At 65.1% G+C, this 14830-nt stretch carries 10 protein-coding genes and 1 riboswitch; of the genes, 3 read left to right on the forward strand and 7 right to left on the reverse strand.

Annotation, left to right across the window (positions count from 1 at the left end; genetic code table 11):
- Positions 1–152: 152 nt before the first annotated feature.
- The 7 genes from V9K84_RS17790 to V9K84_RS17820 all read right to left on the reverse strand — a co-directional run bounded on the left by V9K84_RS17790 (position 153) and on the right by V9K84_RS17820 (position 11729).
- Positions 153–845, reverse strand: a complete 693-nt coding sequence (locus V9K84_RS17790; protein ID WP_054916226.1) for a HAMP domain-containing sensor histidine kinase — start codon at positions 843–845, stop codon at positions 153–155.
- Positions 842–2449 (reverse strand): tetratricopeptide repeat-containing response regulator, encoded by a 1608-nt coding sequence (locus V9K84_RS17795; RefSeq protein ID WP_043864364.1) that lies wholly within the window; start codon positions 2447–2449, stop codon positions 842–844. Before V9K84_RS17795 ends, V9K84_RS17790 begins: the two co-directional genes overlap by 4 nt.
- A 251-nt stretch (positions 2450–2700) precedes the next feature.
- Complete coding sequence (locus tag V9K84_RS17800) at positions 2701–5421, reverse strand: LuxR C-terminal-related transcriptional regulator (RefSeq protein WP_088515275.1); 2721 nt, start codon at positions 5419–5421, stop codon at positions 2701–2703.
- 252 nt (positions 5422–5673) lie between these two features.
- Positions 5674–7038 carry a DUF1329 domain-containing protein gene (locus tag V9K84_RS17805; RefSeq protein ID WP_043864362.1) on the reverse strand — a complete coding sequence of 455 codons (1365 nt, stop codon included), beginning with the start codon at positions 7036–7038 and terminating at the stop codon, positions 5674–5676.
- A 25-nt stretch (positions 7039–7063) separates the two neighbouring features.
- Entirely contained in the window at positions 7064–8947 is a 1884-nt protein-coding gene (locus V9K84_RS17810) for a DUF1302 domain-containing protein (RefSeq protein WP_088515274.1), read from the reverse strand.
- A 337-nt stretch (positions 8948–9284) separates the two neighbouring features.
- Positions 9285–10967, reverse strand: a complete 1683-nt coding sequence (locus V9K84_RS17815; protein WP_043864360.1) for a fatty acid--CoA ligase — start codon at positions 10965–10967, stop codon at positions 9285–9287.
- A 132-nt stretch (positions 10968–11099) separates the two neighbouring features.
- On the reverse strand, positions 11100–11729 hold the full coding sequence (locus V9K84_RS17820) for a LysE family transporter (RefSeq protein ID WP_043864359.1): 630 nt from the start codon (positions 11727–11729) through the stop codon (positions 11100–11102).
- Positions 11730–11917: 188 nt separating this feature from the next.
- Here V9K84_RS17820 and V9K84_RS17825 point away from each other — a divergent pair, with 188 nt between their 5' ends.
- From V9K84_RS17825 to V9K84_RS17835, 3 genes are all read left to right on the forward strand, one after another.
- Positions 11918–12880 (forward strand): 2-hydroxyacid dehydrogenase, encoded by a 963-nt coding sequence (locus V9K84_RS17825; RefSeq protein ID WP_088515273.1) that lies wholly within the window; start codon positions 11918–11920, stop codon positions 12878–12880.
- 42 nt (positions 12881–12922) lie between these two features.
- Entirely contained in the window at positions 12923–13921 is a 999-nt protein-coding gene (locus V9K84_RS17830; RefSeq protein WP_043864357.1) for a class I SAM-dependent methyltransferase, read from the forward strand.
- A gap of 39 nt (positions 13922–13960) precedes the next feature.
- Positions 13961–14080: riboswitch (yybP-ykoY riboswitch) on the forward strand.
- A gap of 88 nt (positions 14081–14168) precedes the next feature.
- Positions 14169–14756, forward strand: coding sequence for a TMEM165/GDT1 family protein (locus V9K84_RS17835; RefSeq protein WP_043864356.1), 588 nt, complete (start codon positions 14169–14171; stop codon positions 14754–14756).
- Positions 14757–14830 lie beyond the last annotated feature (74 nt).

Here is a 14830-nt window from a genome sequence, read left to right on the forward strand (position 1 = left end):
CCCTCCCGAAAGACAATAGATCACCACCCGGTCAGCGACGAAGACGCGAACCGGGACACAAGAAATGCAGGTGGCCTATGTTACGGGATTTTATGTACTAACCGTTTAATTTGTAGACTTTGGTGCAACGCCCTGGCCGACCGGCGACTGGCTCAGGGCAGGTACAGCTGGAACAGGCCGCCGCCCAGGGCACCGCCATTGGCGATCTCGATGCGCCCGCGCACACCGTTGCGCTCGTGCAGCGCAGCAATGCGTTCAGCGAAGTACAGGCCCAACCCGGTGCTGCCGGTGTGCAGGTTGATGCCCTGCACGTAGTCGGCCTGACGGTCGATCATGCCCTGTGGATAACCCGGGCCGTCGTCATTGATGCTCAGCACCAGTTGCTCGCCCTGCTCGGCCACCGTGACCAGCAAGGCGTGCCCGGCATAGCGGATGGCGTTGTTGATCACGTTGGAGATCACCGAACCGACCAGCTCGCGGTCGAAGAAGCCCAGCGGGTTGAAGGCATCGATCTCGTAGCGCGCAATGATCTCGCGGCTGTCGATGATCGGCTGATTGGAGGCCAGCAGGCCGCCGATGAAGTCGTCCAGGTCATGGTAGTCGGGGCACATGGGCAACTGATTGACCCCGAGTTTGTACAACCCCAGCAGCTGCACGAGCATGCCGTTGAGGTGCGCGAACTCGTGCTCCACCACCGCCTGCTCCGGGCCTTGCGCCTGGGCGGCCGGCAGGCGCGACAGCCACTGGCTGTGCGCCTGCATCAGCATCGCCAGGGAGTTCTTCATGTCGTGTACGGTGGAGGCGATCACCGTGGAAAAATCCAGCCCCTGGGAATCGTTGCTCATGAGCCCACCGCCCGGATACGCAGTTTTCGATAGCGCTCGTAGCGCGGATCGGTATTGGGAATGCCCGCCACCTTGGCCAGGCACGCGCGGCATTCCTCCAGCGCGGCGCTCGAGGGGTTTTCCCCGGCCATGCGCAGCAGCGCCTGGGCAGTGTTCAGCGCAATGCTGATGTTCTTGGGCTGCAACGCCAGCGCGCGCCGGAACTGCTCCAGCGCCTCGCCGACCTTGCCGGCCTGATAGCTGCGCACGCCCTGGCGGTTGAGGTCGACGGCTTCGTTGCCGGCGCCCAGAATAGTCGGGTCGTCGGTCAGCTTGGCGATGCTCTGCATCACGCTCGCGTCGTCACCGTAGACTTCCACGCAGTTCTTGAGGATGGCCGTGCCCGCCGCCTCCTGACCCAGTTGCTGCAACTGCGCAGCCACTGCCAGGGCGGTTTCGGCCGAGAAGAACTGGTCCATGTTCTCCAGCCGCGCAACCGCCGCCTCGGTGAGCTTGGCGGCCGTCTCGGCATCGCCCGCCTGCGCCAGGCCGGTGGCCTTGATCAAGCGCGCACGTACCTGCAGGCCCTGGTCGTCGGTGTACTCCTTGGCCACATCGCCCAGCACCTGGTTCAGCTCCACCCGTGTGCGTGCATCCAGGCCGTTGCCCACGTTCTTCTGGATCAGCGCCTGGGCCAGGCCCAGGTTGCTTTCAGGGTCTTTGAAACGCGAATTCTGGCCCTGGCTCACGGCCTGGCGATAGGCCCGCGACGAGGTGTCGAAGTCGGCGTTGCCCAGGGCCAGCTTGCCCAGTTGCATCTGCCGGCGGACCGCCAGCGGCGACAGGCGTACGGCCTCTTCGAGCACCGACTGGGCACGGCGGGTTTCACCTGCGGCAGCCAGCACGTCGGCCAAGCCGTCGTACAGGCCGGGCATCATCGAAAACGCCTTGATCGCCTGTTCGTAGATTTCCTTGGCCTGGACGGCCTGGCCGCGCTTGAACAGCAGCTTGCCCAGCGCCGCGTATGCCCATGGCGTAGGGCGATTGGCCAGGATCGCCTTGAGAAAGCGCTCCAGCTCTTCATGCCGGTTGAGGGCGCCCAGGGCGTCGGCACGGTAGCGCAGGCACAGCGGCGCAAAGCGCGGGTCCTGCTTGCACAGGTTGTCGCAGGCCAGCAGCACTTCGGCCGGTCGGCCACGGTCCAGCGCCTGCAAGATAGGCTTGAGCAGGGTCTTGCGCTGTACCAGCTTGTCCAGGCGCTGGGTCAGCCCCAGGCGGTTGAAGGGCTTGGTCAGGTAGGCGTCCGGCTCGTGCTCCAGGGCACTGAGCACCACCGCCTGGCTGCTCTCGGCCGTCACCATGACAAAGATCGCCTCGTGGCTGATCAGCTTGTCGATCATCAGGTCTTCCAGCACCTGCTGGCCGTTCTTCTTGCCGTCGCCCAGGTGGAAGTCGTGCAGGATGAAGTCATAGCGCTTCTGCCCGCACATGCGAATCGCCGTCTCGCCGCTCTCGGCGGTATCGACGTCGCGGATACCCATTTCCCGCAACATCGAACGCACGGACGTGCGGAAGTCGGTGAAGTCATCGACGATCAGAAAACTTTTTTGGCTATACACCAACATCCACAAAACCTGACTTGGAAGAAAGAAGAGCGGCGCCAAGGCGCCTACAGGGACAGGCTCGGCTTCAGGACGCAAGCAGCGCGACGATCATCGCCAGCGCATGCTGCTTGGCAAGCAACGTCAACGGCTGCAGGCCTCGGAAAGGCTATCGGCAGCACGTGCACTTTGCTTGAGGCGCCGCAAGCATGCGGCATGAAGCCAACGCGCCAAGCGTGATGGCGCGATGCCATCATACTTGGCCGACTGCCGTGCTACAACAGGCCCAGCGCCTTGGCCCGGGCGACCGCCTGGGTGCGCCGCTCGACGCCGAGCTTGCTGTTGATGTGGCTGGCGTGGGTCTTGACGGTGTGCAACGAAATGAACAGTTGCTCGCTGATCTGCTGGTTGGAGCACCCCAGCGCGATCAGCTTGAGCACCGACATCTCTCGCGCACTCAGGGCCTCGGTGCCCGCCCCGGGGGCCGGCGGGGTATCAACCACCGGCAACAGCGACAGCAGGCGCGCCTGCACCGGCCCCGCCGGCTGGGCCAGCAACTGCTCGCGCATCCACTCGGGGTGATCTTCCAGCAGCCGCTGGAAGGGTTGCAGCACGCCCCCCTGCGCGGCCTCCAGGGCCTGGGGCAGCAACACCACGGCCGCCTCTGCAGCACCGCTCGCCAGCAACAGGCCGATATGCTGACACACCGCGGTGGTGCCGAGCAGCTGGCCGCCATTGCTGCGCCCGTGCTCGGTCAGCGCCTGCAGGCGTTGTGCGGCCTGTGCGGTACGCCCCTGGGCCTGTTCCAGCAGGGCCTGCTGCAGTTCGATGTGCAAAGGCAGCAGCGGATGGAACTCCGGTGCGGCGGCGGCACGTTCGCCACCGTAGGTCTGGCCCAGGCGCAGCAGCCAGGATTCGGCCAGGTCCATGCGCCCCTGGGCCAGCCACAGCTCGCATTTGACCAGGGTGATCATGGCCAGGTAGAACACCGGCGGCACGTCCCAGATATGCATCAGGCGCTCGGCCTCGGCCAGCTCGCAGAAGGCCTCGGTAAAACGCCCCTCGCGCCCGTCCAGGGTGGCCAGCACACAATGCCCGATCAGCACGCTGATGTCGCGACAGGCACGCGCTTCCACCAGCCCGGCGCGCAAGCGCGCACGCCCTTCCTGGGGCTGCAGCCCGGCGACCAGCAGGTAGCCTTCGTACAGCGCCAGGCGCGCACGCGCCGCGTACAGGCGCTGGGCCGACAGCCCTTGCAGGCGTTGCAGGCCGTGGCGCACCTCCTCCATCGAACGCAGGACCTCGCCACGGGCATGCAGCACCCGCGCGCGATCGTAGTGGGCCAGGGCCTCGAACAACGGGTTGCCGACCCGCCGTGCCAGCTCCAGCGCCTCGCGGTTCCAGCCACGGGCGTGCCAGAAATCGCCCTCGGCGATGGCCAGGTTGGACAACGTGGACAGGCACATCAGGCGCTGGCCGTAGCGCTTGGTGGGCAGGCTGCGCAGCGCCTGCTGGCAGTACGAGCGGGTTTTCAGACGGTCGCCGCGACCGCGGGCGATGATTCCGCTCAGGGCCAGCCATTGCGCCAGCATGGACTTCTGCGCCGTGGCCGAAGGCGCCGGCAGGAACCGGCTGAGGTGGCTGACCAGTTCCTCGGCCGCATCCAGCTGGCAGGCCAGCCCCAGCGCCCAGCTGTACAGCACGATCAGGCGCGGGGTGCTGATCAGCAGGCTGTCGGGCAGGTCCATCTTCCAGCGCAGCAGCATGCCGACGTTCTGTTCGGCCAGCAGTTGCTCTTCGGACAGGTTCTGCACCAGGTTGGCCGCCACGTCCAGGTGACCGGCGCGCAGGGCCTGCTCCACCGCCTCGTCGAGCAGGCCCTGGGCGTGGAACCAGCGGCACGCGCGCAGGTGCAGGCTGGCCAGCGGCTGGCTGGCCTGGCGGGTGCGCAGCAGGTCGGAGAACAGGTGGTGATAACGCAGCCATTGACCCTGCTCGTCCAGCGGTACCAGAAACACCTGGTGTGCCTTCAGGTAACGAAGTATCTGCGCGCTGTCGTGGCTTTCGCGCAGGGCATCGCACAGGTCGGCGCAAAAACGCTCCTGGCAGGCGGTGTCGTAGAGAAACGCCTGCACCTCAGGCGGCAGGCAGTCGATGACTTCTTCGAGCAGGTAGTCGCGGATCAGCCCCTCGCCGCCATGCAGGGCGTGGGGCAAGGCGGTGTCGACCCCCGCCTCGGAGGCGGCCAGCAGCCAGAAGCGCAGGCCGGCGACCCAGCCATCGCTGCGTTGAATCAGGTTGTCCAGGGCCTGGCCACGCAGCGTGGTGGGGTGCTGGTCGAGCACGGCCAGGGATTCCTCGGGGCTCAGGCGCAGGTCCTGTTCGGTGAGTTCGAGCAACTGCTGCGACAGGCGCAGGCGCGCCAGGTGCCAGTCGGGACGCTGGCGGCTGGTGACCAGCAGCACCAGGCCAGGCGGCAAGTGATTGAGGAAGAACTGCAGGCAGCGGTCGAGCACCGGGCCCTGGGCCAGATGGTAGTCGTCGAGCACCAGCAGCAGCGGGTTCTGCGGGTGCAGGTGCAGGGCCAGTTCGTCGAGCAGGCTGTCGAGCCACTCCTCGAAGGCAAAAGGCTGGTGCCGCTGGCGCATCTTGAGCAGGCCCAGGGCCTGGTTGCCCAGGTCCGGGCAGAACTGCTGCAGCCCTTCGAGCAGGCGTTCCAGAAAGCGCCCGGGGTCGCTGTCGCGCTGGCTCAGCCCCAGCCACAGGCTGCCCCACGAGGCGGGCAGGCTCTGGCAGAACTCCACGGCCAGCGAGCTCTTGCCGAAACCGGCGGGCGCCGAAACCAGCAGCAGTCGACCGCTAAGGCCGGCGTGCAGGCGCTGGCATAGCCGCGGGCGCGGCACGTGCCCCTCGGGCAGTGGTGGACGGTAGAAGCGGCCCTCCACAGCGCTGATGGCCTGGCTGGCGAACCCTTGCATACGCGACAGATCAGTCATGGCCGGCTCGTTTTAGTTGGAAGTCTTCGGCAGAACAGACCCGCCGAGACTAGCGCTTTAAACGGCACATTTGAAGATGATTGGCGCAGAGGTCGGAAAAAAGACTACAACAAAAAGCGACAAAAACTCACGAAGCGCGGCATTGCGTGCAGTTCATCCCGCATTGCCCCTCACGGCCTGTTGTCGGGCCACACACAGAAACGCCCCGGTCAAGCCGGGGCGTTCTGGGGATCACACGGAGGAGGTTCTAACTCAGCGCACACCATCCTGGCGCAGCGCTGCCGGCTGGAAGTCGGCCTTGCTGGCAGTGAAGTCGAAGTTGTAGGCCTTCTGCTCTTCGTTCTTCATGCCCAGCGCCAGGTAACGGCCCGACTGCAGGTCGTAGATGGCTTCCAGGGTGTACCACGGCACCTGCTTGTTGTAGTAGTCCTGGGCATGTGCCTCGGATACCCGCCACAGCTGGCCGCGGCCGTCGTACTGGTCGATCACGGCCGCTTGCCAGGTGTCTTCGTCGATGTAGAAGTCACGCTTGGCATAGATGTGCCGCTGGCCCGGCTTCAGGGTACCCACCACATGCCACACGCGACGCAGCTCGTAACGGGTCAGGTCCTGGTTGATATGCCCCGGCTTGATGATGTCGGCATACTTGAGGCTCGTCGAATCGAGCTTGTAGCTGTTGGAGGCAATGTACATCTCCTTCTTGCCTTCCAGCTTCCAGTCGTAGCGGTCCGGCGCACCGTTGAACATGTCCAGGTTGTCGGAGGTACGCAGGCCGTCAGCGGCGGTACCCGGGCCGTCATACGACACTTGCGGGGCCTGGCGCACGCGGCGCTGGCCAGCGTTGTACATCCAGGCCTTGCGCGGCTCCTTGACCTGGTCGAGGGTCTCGTGAACCAGCAGCACGGTACCGGCCAGGCGCGGCGGGGCGGTCACTTTCTGCTTGAAGTAGAACAGCACGTTGCCAGGGTTGGCCGGATCGAAATCCTTCAGGCGATCGCGGAACATGAACTGTTCCTCGAGCTTCACCATGCTGTAGCTGCCGTTCTGCTGCGGCGTGGCCTGGTTCACCACACGCGTGACGCCACCGCCACGGTAGCGGGTGATGTGGTTCCAGATCACCTCCACACCGCTTTTCGGGATCGGGAACGGAATCGCGATCTGGAAGTTCTCCAGCCCGTTGCCGCCAGCTACCAGGTTGGTGGTGGTGGCGTTCTTCTTGATGGCGGCGAACACCGAGTCCGGCACCGTGGAGCCACGCTGGGTCGGGTACACCGGCAGCTTGAAGGTGTCCGGATAGCGCTTGAACATGGCCAACTGGCCAGGGGACAGCTTGTCCTTGTACTGGTCGACGTTCTGCGCGGTGATGGTGAACTTGGGCTTGTCGTTGCCGTACGGGTCGGACAGGAAGCCCTTGGCATCGACCGAACCGGCCGTGGTGCTCAGGGGCTGCCAGGCAGTGATCGAACCGTCGGCATTGCCGGCCTTCTCGGCGCCCATCGGGGTCAGGCTGGTGCCCAGCTTGGCGGCTTCGTCGGCGGACACCGCCGCCATCACGCCGGTGGCGAGCAGCGACAGGCTCAGCACACCGATTTTCAACAGACTCTTGGTTGCTTTCATGATCTTGGTCTTCCCGGATCAGTGCTTAGAAGTTCACGCCGAAGCTGAGGGCGATGAAGTCGCGGTCATCCACGGTGGTGTACTTGCCATCGAAGAAGTTGGTGTACGACAGGCTCGCGGTGTAGGTGTTCTGGTATTCGGCGTCCAGGCCCAGGCTGACCGCCTTGCGCCCTTCCTCGAAGTTGCCGCCCGGGCCTGGCGAGTAGCCGGACACGTCATGCGACCAGGCCACGCTCGGCTTGAGGTTGACCCCGGCGAACACATCGTTGTAGTCCCAGATCACGCGGCCACGGTAGCCCCACGAGGTGCTGGTGGTGTAGCCGTCCTTTTCGCACTTGCGGCTGCGGTTGGCGGAGGAACCACCGCCAGGCGCGGCGCCACCGATGGTGCCGGCGTTGAGGATGTCCGTGCAGGTATTGAGGCCGAAGGTATCCGGCAGCGGGCCAGGGCCATACACCGGATCGCGGCCGTAGCGCAGCTTGTCGGCGCTTTCCAGGCCGCCCACGTGGGTCACGCCCACTTCACCTACCACGGTCATGCGGCTGGCGCCCATCACCTGGTCGAAGAAGTGCGTCAGGGTGGTCTGGAACTGGGTGATTTCCTTGCGCTTGTAGCCGTGCAGGTCGGTATCGGCCTGGCCCTTGAGCAGCGAGGCATTGCCGAACGTGCCGCCCAGCTGGGTGACCCCGGCGTACAGGATGTCGGTGGTGTTCAGCTGCACCGGTGCGTTCGGCCGGTAGCTGATTTCACCGCTCCACGCGGTGCCGGTAGGCAGGGTGGTGGAGAAGCTCAGGCCGTACAGGCGGATGTCTTCGGGATACTCGACGAAGTACTTGGAGTTGCCCGCCACGATGGCGGCGCCGGTGCGCGGGTCGACCATGCCGGCAATGGCGTAGGCCTGTGCAGAAGCCCCCGTGGCGCTGAAGATCGGCGCACGGCTGTGGTAGTTCATGGCGTAGGCGCCGAACTCGGTATTGAGCGGTTCGAACATGTAGCGCAGGGCAACACCGAACTGGCCGCTGTCACGGGCATCGCGGTCGGGGCCGCGCGCCACCTTGATGCCTTCCTCGTTCACGTCCACGCCGAAGTTGGCCAGGCCGGCGATCTGTGCCGGGGTCATGGTGCGGCTGCTGGACAATACGCGCAGGTTGTCGGTGCAACCGTCGGCGATGATGTCCGGCTGGGAGAAGAAGGTGCCGCAGTTGTCGACGACGGTCTGGTCCCATTCCAGCTGGTAGAAGGCTTCGGCCGACAGGTTGTCGGTCAGGCTCTGGGAGATGTAGAACATGTTGACCGGGATCAGGCCTTCCTTGATCTCGGCACCCGGGCGGCGGAACGCGGAAACGTCGATGGGGTTGATCGAGTTGATGCCACCACCGATGAAGGTACTTTCACCCCAGCTCACCACCTGCTTGCCGAAACGCACCGAACCCGGCAGTTCGCCAATCGAGTAGTTGTGGTAGACGAAGGCGTCGAGCAGCTCGGCACCGGACGACTTGGCGCCCTCTTTGCGGTTGGAGTCGCTGATGTCCTTGAATTGGCGGTGTTCGTCCTTGAGTTCGAAGTCGTACCAGTACTTGCCACGCACGAACACGCCGGTGTCGCCGTACTTGAGCTCCAGGTCGTGGATGCCCTTGAAGATCTTCGAGAAGGTCTCGCCGCGCTTGAAGTTCAGGTGGCCGTCGTCGGAGGTCTGCGACAGCCCCTTGCCGCCGTTGTTGACGCCGATCAGGTTCTGGTTCGGCTTGGCCGTCGACCAGCTGGCCCCCACGGACAGCGACGAGTCGAACTGACCTTCGATTTCACCGATGTTGAAACTGACGCCGAATGCAGGGCCGGCGAGCGTAGAAGCGAGGCTGACGGCCAATGGCAATTTCGCCCGGCGCCAGAACAGATTTACTGATGTCATCGACGCTACTCCATGTACTTTATTTTTATGGCAGTGAGTCCTTTGAGAAACGCATCGAACGACCGACGTGAATACGCCTGCTGGTCGACCAACGTGGCAGTGCGCAGTCATTTGCGCGGGCCCCCGTCCCTAAAAATCCCCTGACCCGACTATAGCCAGCAGGTACCTGTGCTTGATCCCTCTAAAGTGTGATTTGCACGTTGGTACTACACCCAAAGAGCTGATTCGCTCGCCAACTGCGCGGGCAGCGGCAAGGATGGCCTATTTTTTCGCTTTGACAAGGCGCGCAGGTGTCTGGCGCAAGGGTCGCACCCGCCAGGGCGCGACCGGCCCGCCTTCAGAGGGTGGACAGAAATGCGCTGTTGCTGGCCTGCCAGTGGCTGATGTCGACGCGGATGCGCTTCTTGTCCAGCTTGCCCACGCTTGTCTTGGGAATTTCGGTAACAAGGGCGATCTGGCTGGGGATTGCCCACTTGTTGATCATGCCCAGCTCCACGTAGGGCTTGAGGTGCTCCTTGAGCTCGCGGGCGTCGATGCTGGTGCCCTCACGCACCACCAGCAGGGCAAACGGACGCTCGCCCCACTGCGGATCGGGTACACCCACCACCGCCACTTCGCGCACCGAGGGGTGGCGGCTGACGAGGTCTTCGAGGGCCAGCGACGACACCCACTCCCCGCCGGTCTTGATCACGTCCTTGATGCGATCGCGGATATCGACCACGCCCATGCTGTCGATGGTCGCCACATCCCCGGTGTGCAGCCAGCCGCCCTGCCACAGCTCGGCGCCTTTCTCCGGTTCGCGGAAATACCCCATGCTCAGCCACGGCGCGCGCAGCACCAGTTCGCCCTGGGACTCGCCGTCAGCCGGCAGGAAGCCGCCTTCGGCATCCATCACCGCGGCCTCCACCAGCGGCACCGGCACGCCGGCCTTGATGCGGTAGCTGATGCATTCGTCGTCGCTGCCGGCCAGCAGCTCTTCGTTGAGGTGGGCACAGGCCACCAGCGGGCAGGTTTCCGACATGCCATAGGCCGCCGTGAGCTGGATGCCCTGGGCCTTGGCCGACTCATACAGGGCGCGGTTGAGCGAGCTGCCGCCGATGATGATCTTCCAGCCGCCGAAATCCTGGCCCTGCGCGCCCTTGGCGTTGAGCAGCATCTGCAGGATGGTCGGTACGCAGTGCGAGAAGGTGACCTTTTCGTCCCGCCACAGCTGACACAGCATCTCCGGCTCGTAGCGCCCCGGGTAGACCTGCTTGAGCCCGAGCATGGTGGCCACGTAGGGGATGCCCCAGGCGTGCACGTGGAACATCGGGGTGATGGGCATGTACACATCATCGGTGCCCAGCAGGCGGATGCTGTCGATGCTGCCGGTCACGGTAGCCACGCCCAGGGTGTGCAGCACCAGCTGGCGGTGGGTGAAATACACGCCCTTGGGGTTGCCGGTGGTACCGGTGGTGTAGAAGGTGGTGGCCACCGAGTTCTCGTCGAAGTCGGGAAAGTCGTAGGTAGTGGCCGCGCCGGCCAGCAAGTGCTCGTACTCGCCCACCAGGTTTGGCAGTTCGGCATGCTTGTCGGGGCCGTCGGTGAGCAGCAGGGTCTTCTCGACCGTGGTCAGTTGCGGCGCGATGGACTGATACAGCCCGATGAAATCGCTGTTGACCAGCACGAAGCGGTCTTCGGCGTGGTTCATGGTGTAGAGGATCTGCTCGGGCGACAGGCGCACGTTGATGGTGTGGGCCACCGCGCCGATCATCGGGATGGCGAACATGCACTCCAGGTAGCGATGGCTGTCCCAGTCCATCACCGCCACGGTGTCGCCGGCCTTGACCCCGGCTGCGGTGAGCACGTTGGCCAGGCGCGCGATGCGCTCGCTCAGGGTCAGGTAGTTGTAGCGCAGCTGATCGCGGTACACGATCTCGCGGGTTTTCTCGTAGCGGCTGCCCGACATCAGCAGGCGCTTGATCAGCAGCGGGTATTCGTAAGCGCCCGCAGCGGGGGCGATAATCCTGGTTTGCAGCATGGGAGTCCCTTTTTCGAGTACGCAGGCATGGCAATACGGCGCTTACTCTAGAACGGGACGGGGGCGCTCAAATCAGCCAAAGGAATGATTTGCGCGCCCGCAGGGATGACAGGCCAATGGCCATCAACCGCCTCAGTGCATCTCGGTGAAGGCGATCTTGATACCCAGCGCCACCAGCACCGCGCCCATGCCGCGATCGAACCAGTGGCCCATGCGCGCAAAGCCGGAACGGACGCGGGCGTGGCTGAACAGCAGGGCCACCAGGCAGAACCACAGGCCGGTGGCCAGCGCCAGGTAGGCCCCGTAGCCGGCCTGTATCAGCAGCGGCGTGTGCGGGTTGATCACCACCGTGAACAGCGACAGGAAGAACAGCGTGGCCTTGGGGTTCAGGCCGTTGGTCATGAACCCTGCCACAAAGGCGGCACGCGGGGTGCGCGCCACGGTCGAGACCTGCACGCTCTCGCTGCCGGCAGGCGCCGGGCGGGCACGCAGGGCCTTGATGCCGATGTACACCAGGTAGGCCGCAGCCAGCCACTTGAGCACGTTGAACAGCATGATCGACTGCGACACGATCAGGCCGATGCCCAGCAGCGAATAGCCCACATGCAGGAAGATCGCCGTGCCCACGCCGAAGGCGGTCCAGGTACCGGCGCGCCGACCGTGGGTAACACTTTCGCGCACCACCACCGCAAAGTCCGGGCCGGGGCTGGCCACGGCCAGCAGGTGGATCAGCGCAACGGTGAGAAATTCTGCCCAGTACATGGGGTGACGCTCCTGGCAAACGATCGGGTGGCGTACCTTACCCACTGCCTGGCAGTTCTGAAAGATACAGTTACAAGTGAATCGGCACAGTCACCTCCCGTGCAGCCGGATGCCTGGCTTTACGCCCACGGCGATGCAGGCTCTAATGCCCCACTACCCGCTCAAACCACACCCCAGGAGCCTGCCCCATGACCTTGCGCCGCGCTGTATTCCTCGACCACAGCTCCCTGGACCTGGGCGACCTCGACCTGAGCCGCCTGCGCGGCTGCTTCGATGAACTGCAGTTGCACCCGGCCACTGCCCCCCACGAAGTGGCCGAGCGCCTGCAGGGCGCGAGCGTGGCGATCACCAACAAGGTGCACCTGGACGCCGCCGCCCTCGCCGCCTGCCCCGACCTCAGGCTGATCCTGGTGTCGGCCACCGGCACCAACAACGTCGACCTGCAGGCCGCGCGTGCCCAGGGCATCGTGGTCAGCAACTGCCAGGGCTACGGCACGCCCTCGGTGGCGCAGCACACCCTGGCCCTGCTGCTGGCGCTGGCCACTCGCCTGCCCGATTACCAGCAGGCGGTGGCCGACGGCAAATGGGCCCAGGCCAGGCAGTTCTGCCTGCTCGACTTTCCCATCGTCGAACTGGAGGGCAAGACCCTCGGCCTGCTCGGCCACGGCGAACTTGGCGGTGCGGTGGCGCGCCTGGCCGAAGCTTTCGGCATGCGCGTGCTGTCCGGCCAGTTGCCCGGCCGCCCGGCCCGCGATGATCGCCTGAGCCTGGCCGAGCTGCTGCCGCAGGTGGATGCGCTGACCCTGCACTGCCCGCTCAACGACAGCACCCGCAACATGATCGGCGCCGCCGAGCTGGCCCTGCTCAAGCCCGGCGCGTTCGTGGTCAACACCGCCCGTGGCGGGCTGATCGACGAGCAGGCGCTGGCCGACGCACTGCGCAGCGGGCACCTGGGTGGCGCCGCCACCGACGTGCTCAGCGTGGAGCCTCCGGCCAATGGCAACCCCCTGCTGGCAGGCGATATCCCGCGCCTTGTGGTCACCCCGCACAGTGCCTGGGGCGCGGTCGAGGCGCGCCAGCGCATCGTCGGCCAACTGGCCGAGAACGCCGAAGCCTTCCTGCAGGGCAACCCGCGCCGAGTGGTCAGCTGAGTTCTGCTAGAATTCGCGACTTTTTGCAGAGGGGCGCCGACCATGGACCCGCGTAGTGAAGTGTTGCTCCGTCAGGCCGAGCTGTTCAAAGGCCCCGTGTTGCTGGCCGGCCTGCCCGCCGACGACCTGCTGGGCAGCCTGCCCGATGCCCGCGCCTGGAGCTGGCACGCCGGCGACCAGGCCGCGCTCGAGGCGCGATTTGCCGGGCGCAGTCACTATGGCGTGGAGGTGCCGCCGGTGGCTTTCGACGGCGCCGTGCTGTTTCTGCCCAAGTCCCGCGATCTGGCCAACTACCTGCTCAATGCCCTGGCCTCGCGCCTGGGCGGGCGCCAGCTGTACCTGGTGGGTGAAAAGCGCGGGGGTATCGAGGGTGCGGCCAAGCAGCTGCACGCCTTCGGCAAGCCGCGCAAGCTCGACAGTGCACGCCATTGCCAGCTGTGGCAGGTCACGGTGGACACCCCGCCAGAGGCGCAGCCGCTGGAAAGCCTGGCGCAACGATTCGAACTGCCACTGGCCGAAGGCCCGCTGCAGATCGTGAGCCTGCCCGGGGTCTTCAGCCATGGCCGGCTGGACCGCGGCAGCGCGCTGCTGCTGGACAACCTCGAGCAACTGCCCGTGGGCCATGTGCTGGACTTTGGCTGCGGCGCGGGCGTGCTCGGCGCGGCGATCAAGCGTCGCTACCCACAAAGCCGGGTAACGCTGCTGGACGTGGATGCCTTCGCCGTGGCCAGCAGCCGCCTGACCCTGGCCGCCAATGGCCTGGAGGGGGAGGTCATCGCCGGTGACGGCATCGATGCCGCGCCCCGCGAGCTGAACGTGATCCTGAGCAATCCGCCGTTTCACACCGGGGTTCACACCAATTACCACGCCTCGGAAACCTTGCTGAAAAAATCGGCCGATCATCTGAAAAAAGGCGGCGAACTTCGGCTTGTGGCCAACAGCTTCCTGCGGTACCAACCGCTCATCGAAGGCGCCTTGGGCAACTGCCTGATTCGCGACGAGGGACAAGGCTTCCGGATCTACCAGGCCACACGAACTTAAAAACTTCGCTTGCCCAAACGGTTTTGCCTAGGCAGAATCCGCTCCGTCCTAGGGGAGTAGTCTCCCGCGAGCACCCAGCTCGCCCGGTACGCGTCAACATACTTGGTCCTCAGACCATGGCGCGTACGACCCACGGTCCGCACAGACGGATCCAGGGTTTGACAAGACCTATGACACGCACACCTTACCCGGGGCGGGAAGGCTGTACGTGTCATAGCCGTGTCGACCCGCCCCCGTAGGAATCCTGATGCTGGAATCATTGCTGGTCCCCACCGCCATCGTTGCGCTCGCCGAAATCGGCGACAAGACGCAACTGCTCGCGCTCATCCTCGCTGCACGCTTTCGCAAACCCTGGCCGATCATCGCCGGTATCGTTGCCGCGACCCTGGCCAACCATGCGGCGGCCGGTGCAGTGGGTGCGTGGTTCGGCAGTTTCTTCTCGGAGGCCACGTTGCACTGGATCCTGGCCGCAAGCTTTGCCGCCACGGCCCTGTGGACCCTGGTGCCGGACAAGATGGATGACGATGAAGCCAGTACGGCGCGGCGCTTCGGCCCGTTCCTGACCACGCTGATCGCGTTCTTCATTGCCGAGATCGGCGATAAGACGCAGGTGGCCACGGTGATGCTGGCGGCGCAGTACCCGCACCTGATCATGGTGATCATCGGCACCACCCTGGGCATGCTGATTGCCAACGTACCGGTGGTGCTCGCGGGCAATTTTGCCGCCGAGAAGCTGCCGTTGACCCTGATCCGTCGCCTGGCGGCCACGGCATTCGTGGTGCTGGCGCTGGTGGCGGTGTATTCGGCGATGAAGGTCAGCGGGTGGGTGGGCTGATACCGGCTAGCGTGTGAAGCATTCGCCGGCAAGGCCGGCTCCTACAGGTTCAGGTAGGAGCCGGCAGTGCCGGC

Origin of the sequence: Pseudomonas sp. AE27, assembly GCF_037113495.1 — a bacterium.
Lineage (GTDB): Bacteria > Pseudomonadota > Gammaproteobacteria > Pseudomonadales > Pseudomonadaceae > Aquipseudomonas > Aquipseudomonas palmensis.

Bases quoted from the DNA above. Each gene is read 5' to 3' on its own strand.
- V9K84_RS17795 (WP_043864364.1), bottom strand. From the start codon at position 2,449: ATGTTGGTGTATAGCCAAAAAAGTTTTCTGATCGTCGATGACTTCACC.
- V9K84_RS17825 (WP_088515273.1), top strand. From the start codon at position 11,918: ATGACCTTGCGCCGCGCTGTATTCCTCGACCACAGCTCCCTGGACCTG.
- V9K84_RS17810 (WP_088515274.1), bottom strand. From the start codon at position 8,947: ATGACATCAGTAAATCTGTTCTGGCGCCGGGCGAAATTGCCATTGGCC.
- V9K84_RS17790 (WP_054916226.1), bottom strand. From the start codon at position 845: ATGAGCAACGATTCCCAGGGGCTGGATTTTTCCACGGTGATCGCCTCC.
- V9K84_RS17805 (WP_043864362.1), bottom strand. From the start codon at position 7,038: ATGAAAGCAACCAAGAGTCTGTTGAAAATCGGTGTGCTGAGCCTGTCG.
- V9K84_RS17830 (WP_043864357.1), top strand. From the start codon at position 12,923: ATGGACCCGCGTAGTGAAGTGTTGCTCCGTCAGGCCGAGCTGTTCAAA.
- V9K84_RS17820 (WP_043864359.1), bottom strand. From the start codon at position 11,729: ATGTACTGGGCAGAATTTCTCACCGTTGCGCTGATCCACCTGCTGGCC.
- V9K84_RS17815 (WP_043864360.1), bottom strand. From the start codon at position 10,967: ATGCTGCAAACCAGGATTATCGCCCCCGCTGCGGGCGCTTACGAATAC.
- V9K84_RS17800 (WP_088515275.1), bottom strand. From the start codon at position 5,421: ATGACTGATCTGTCGCGTATGCAAGGGTTCGCCAGCCAGGCCATCAGC.
- V9K84_RS17835 (WP_043864356.1), top strand. From the start codon at position 14,169: ATGCTGGAATCATTGCTGGTCCCCACCGCCATCGTTGCGCTCGCCGAA.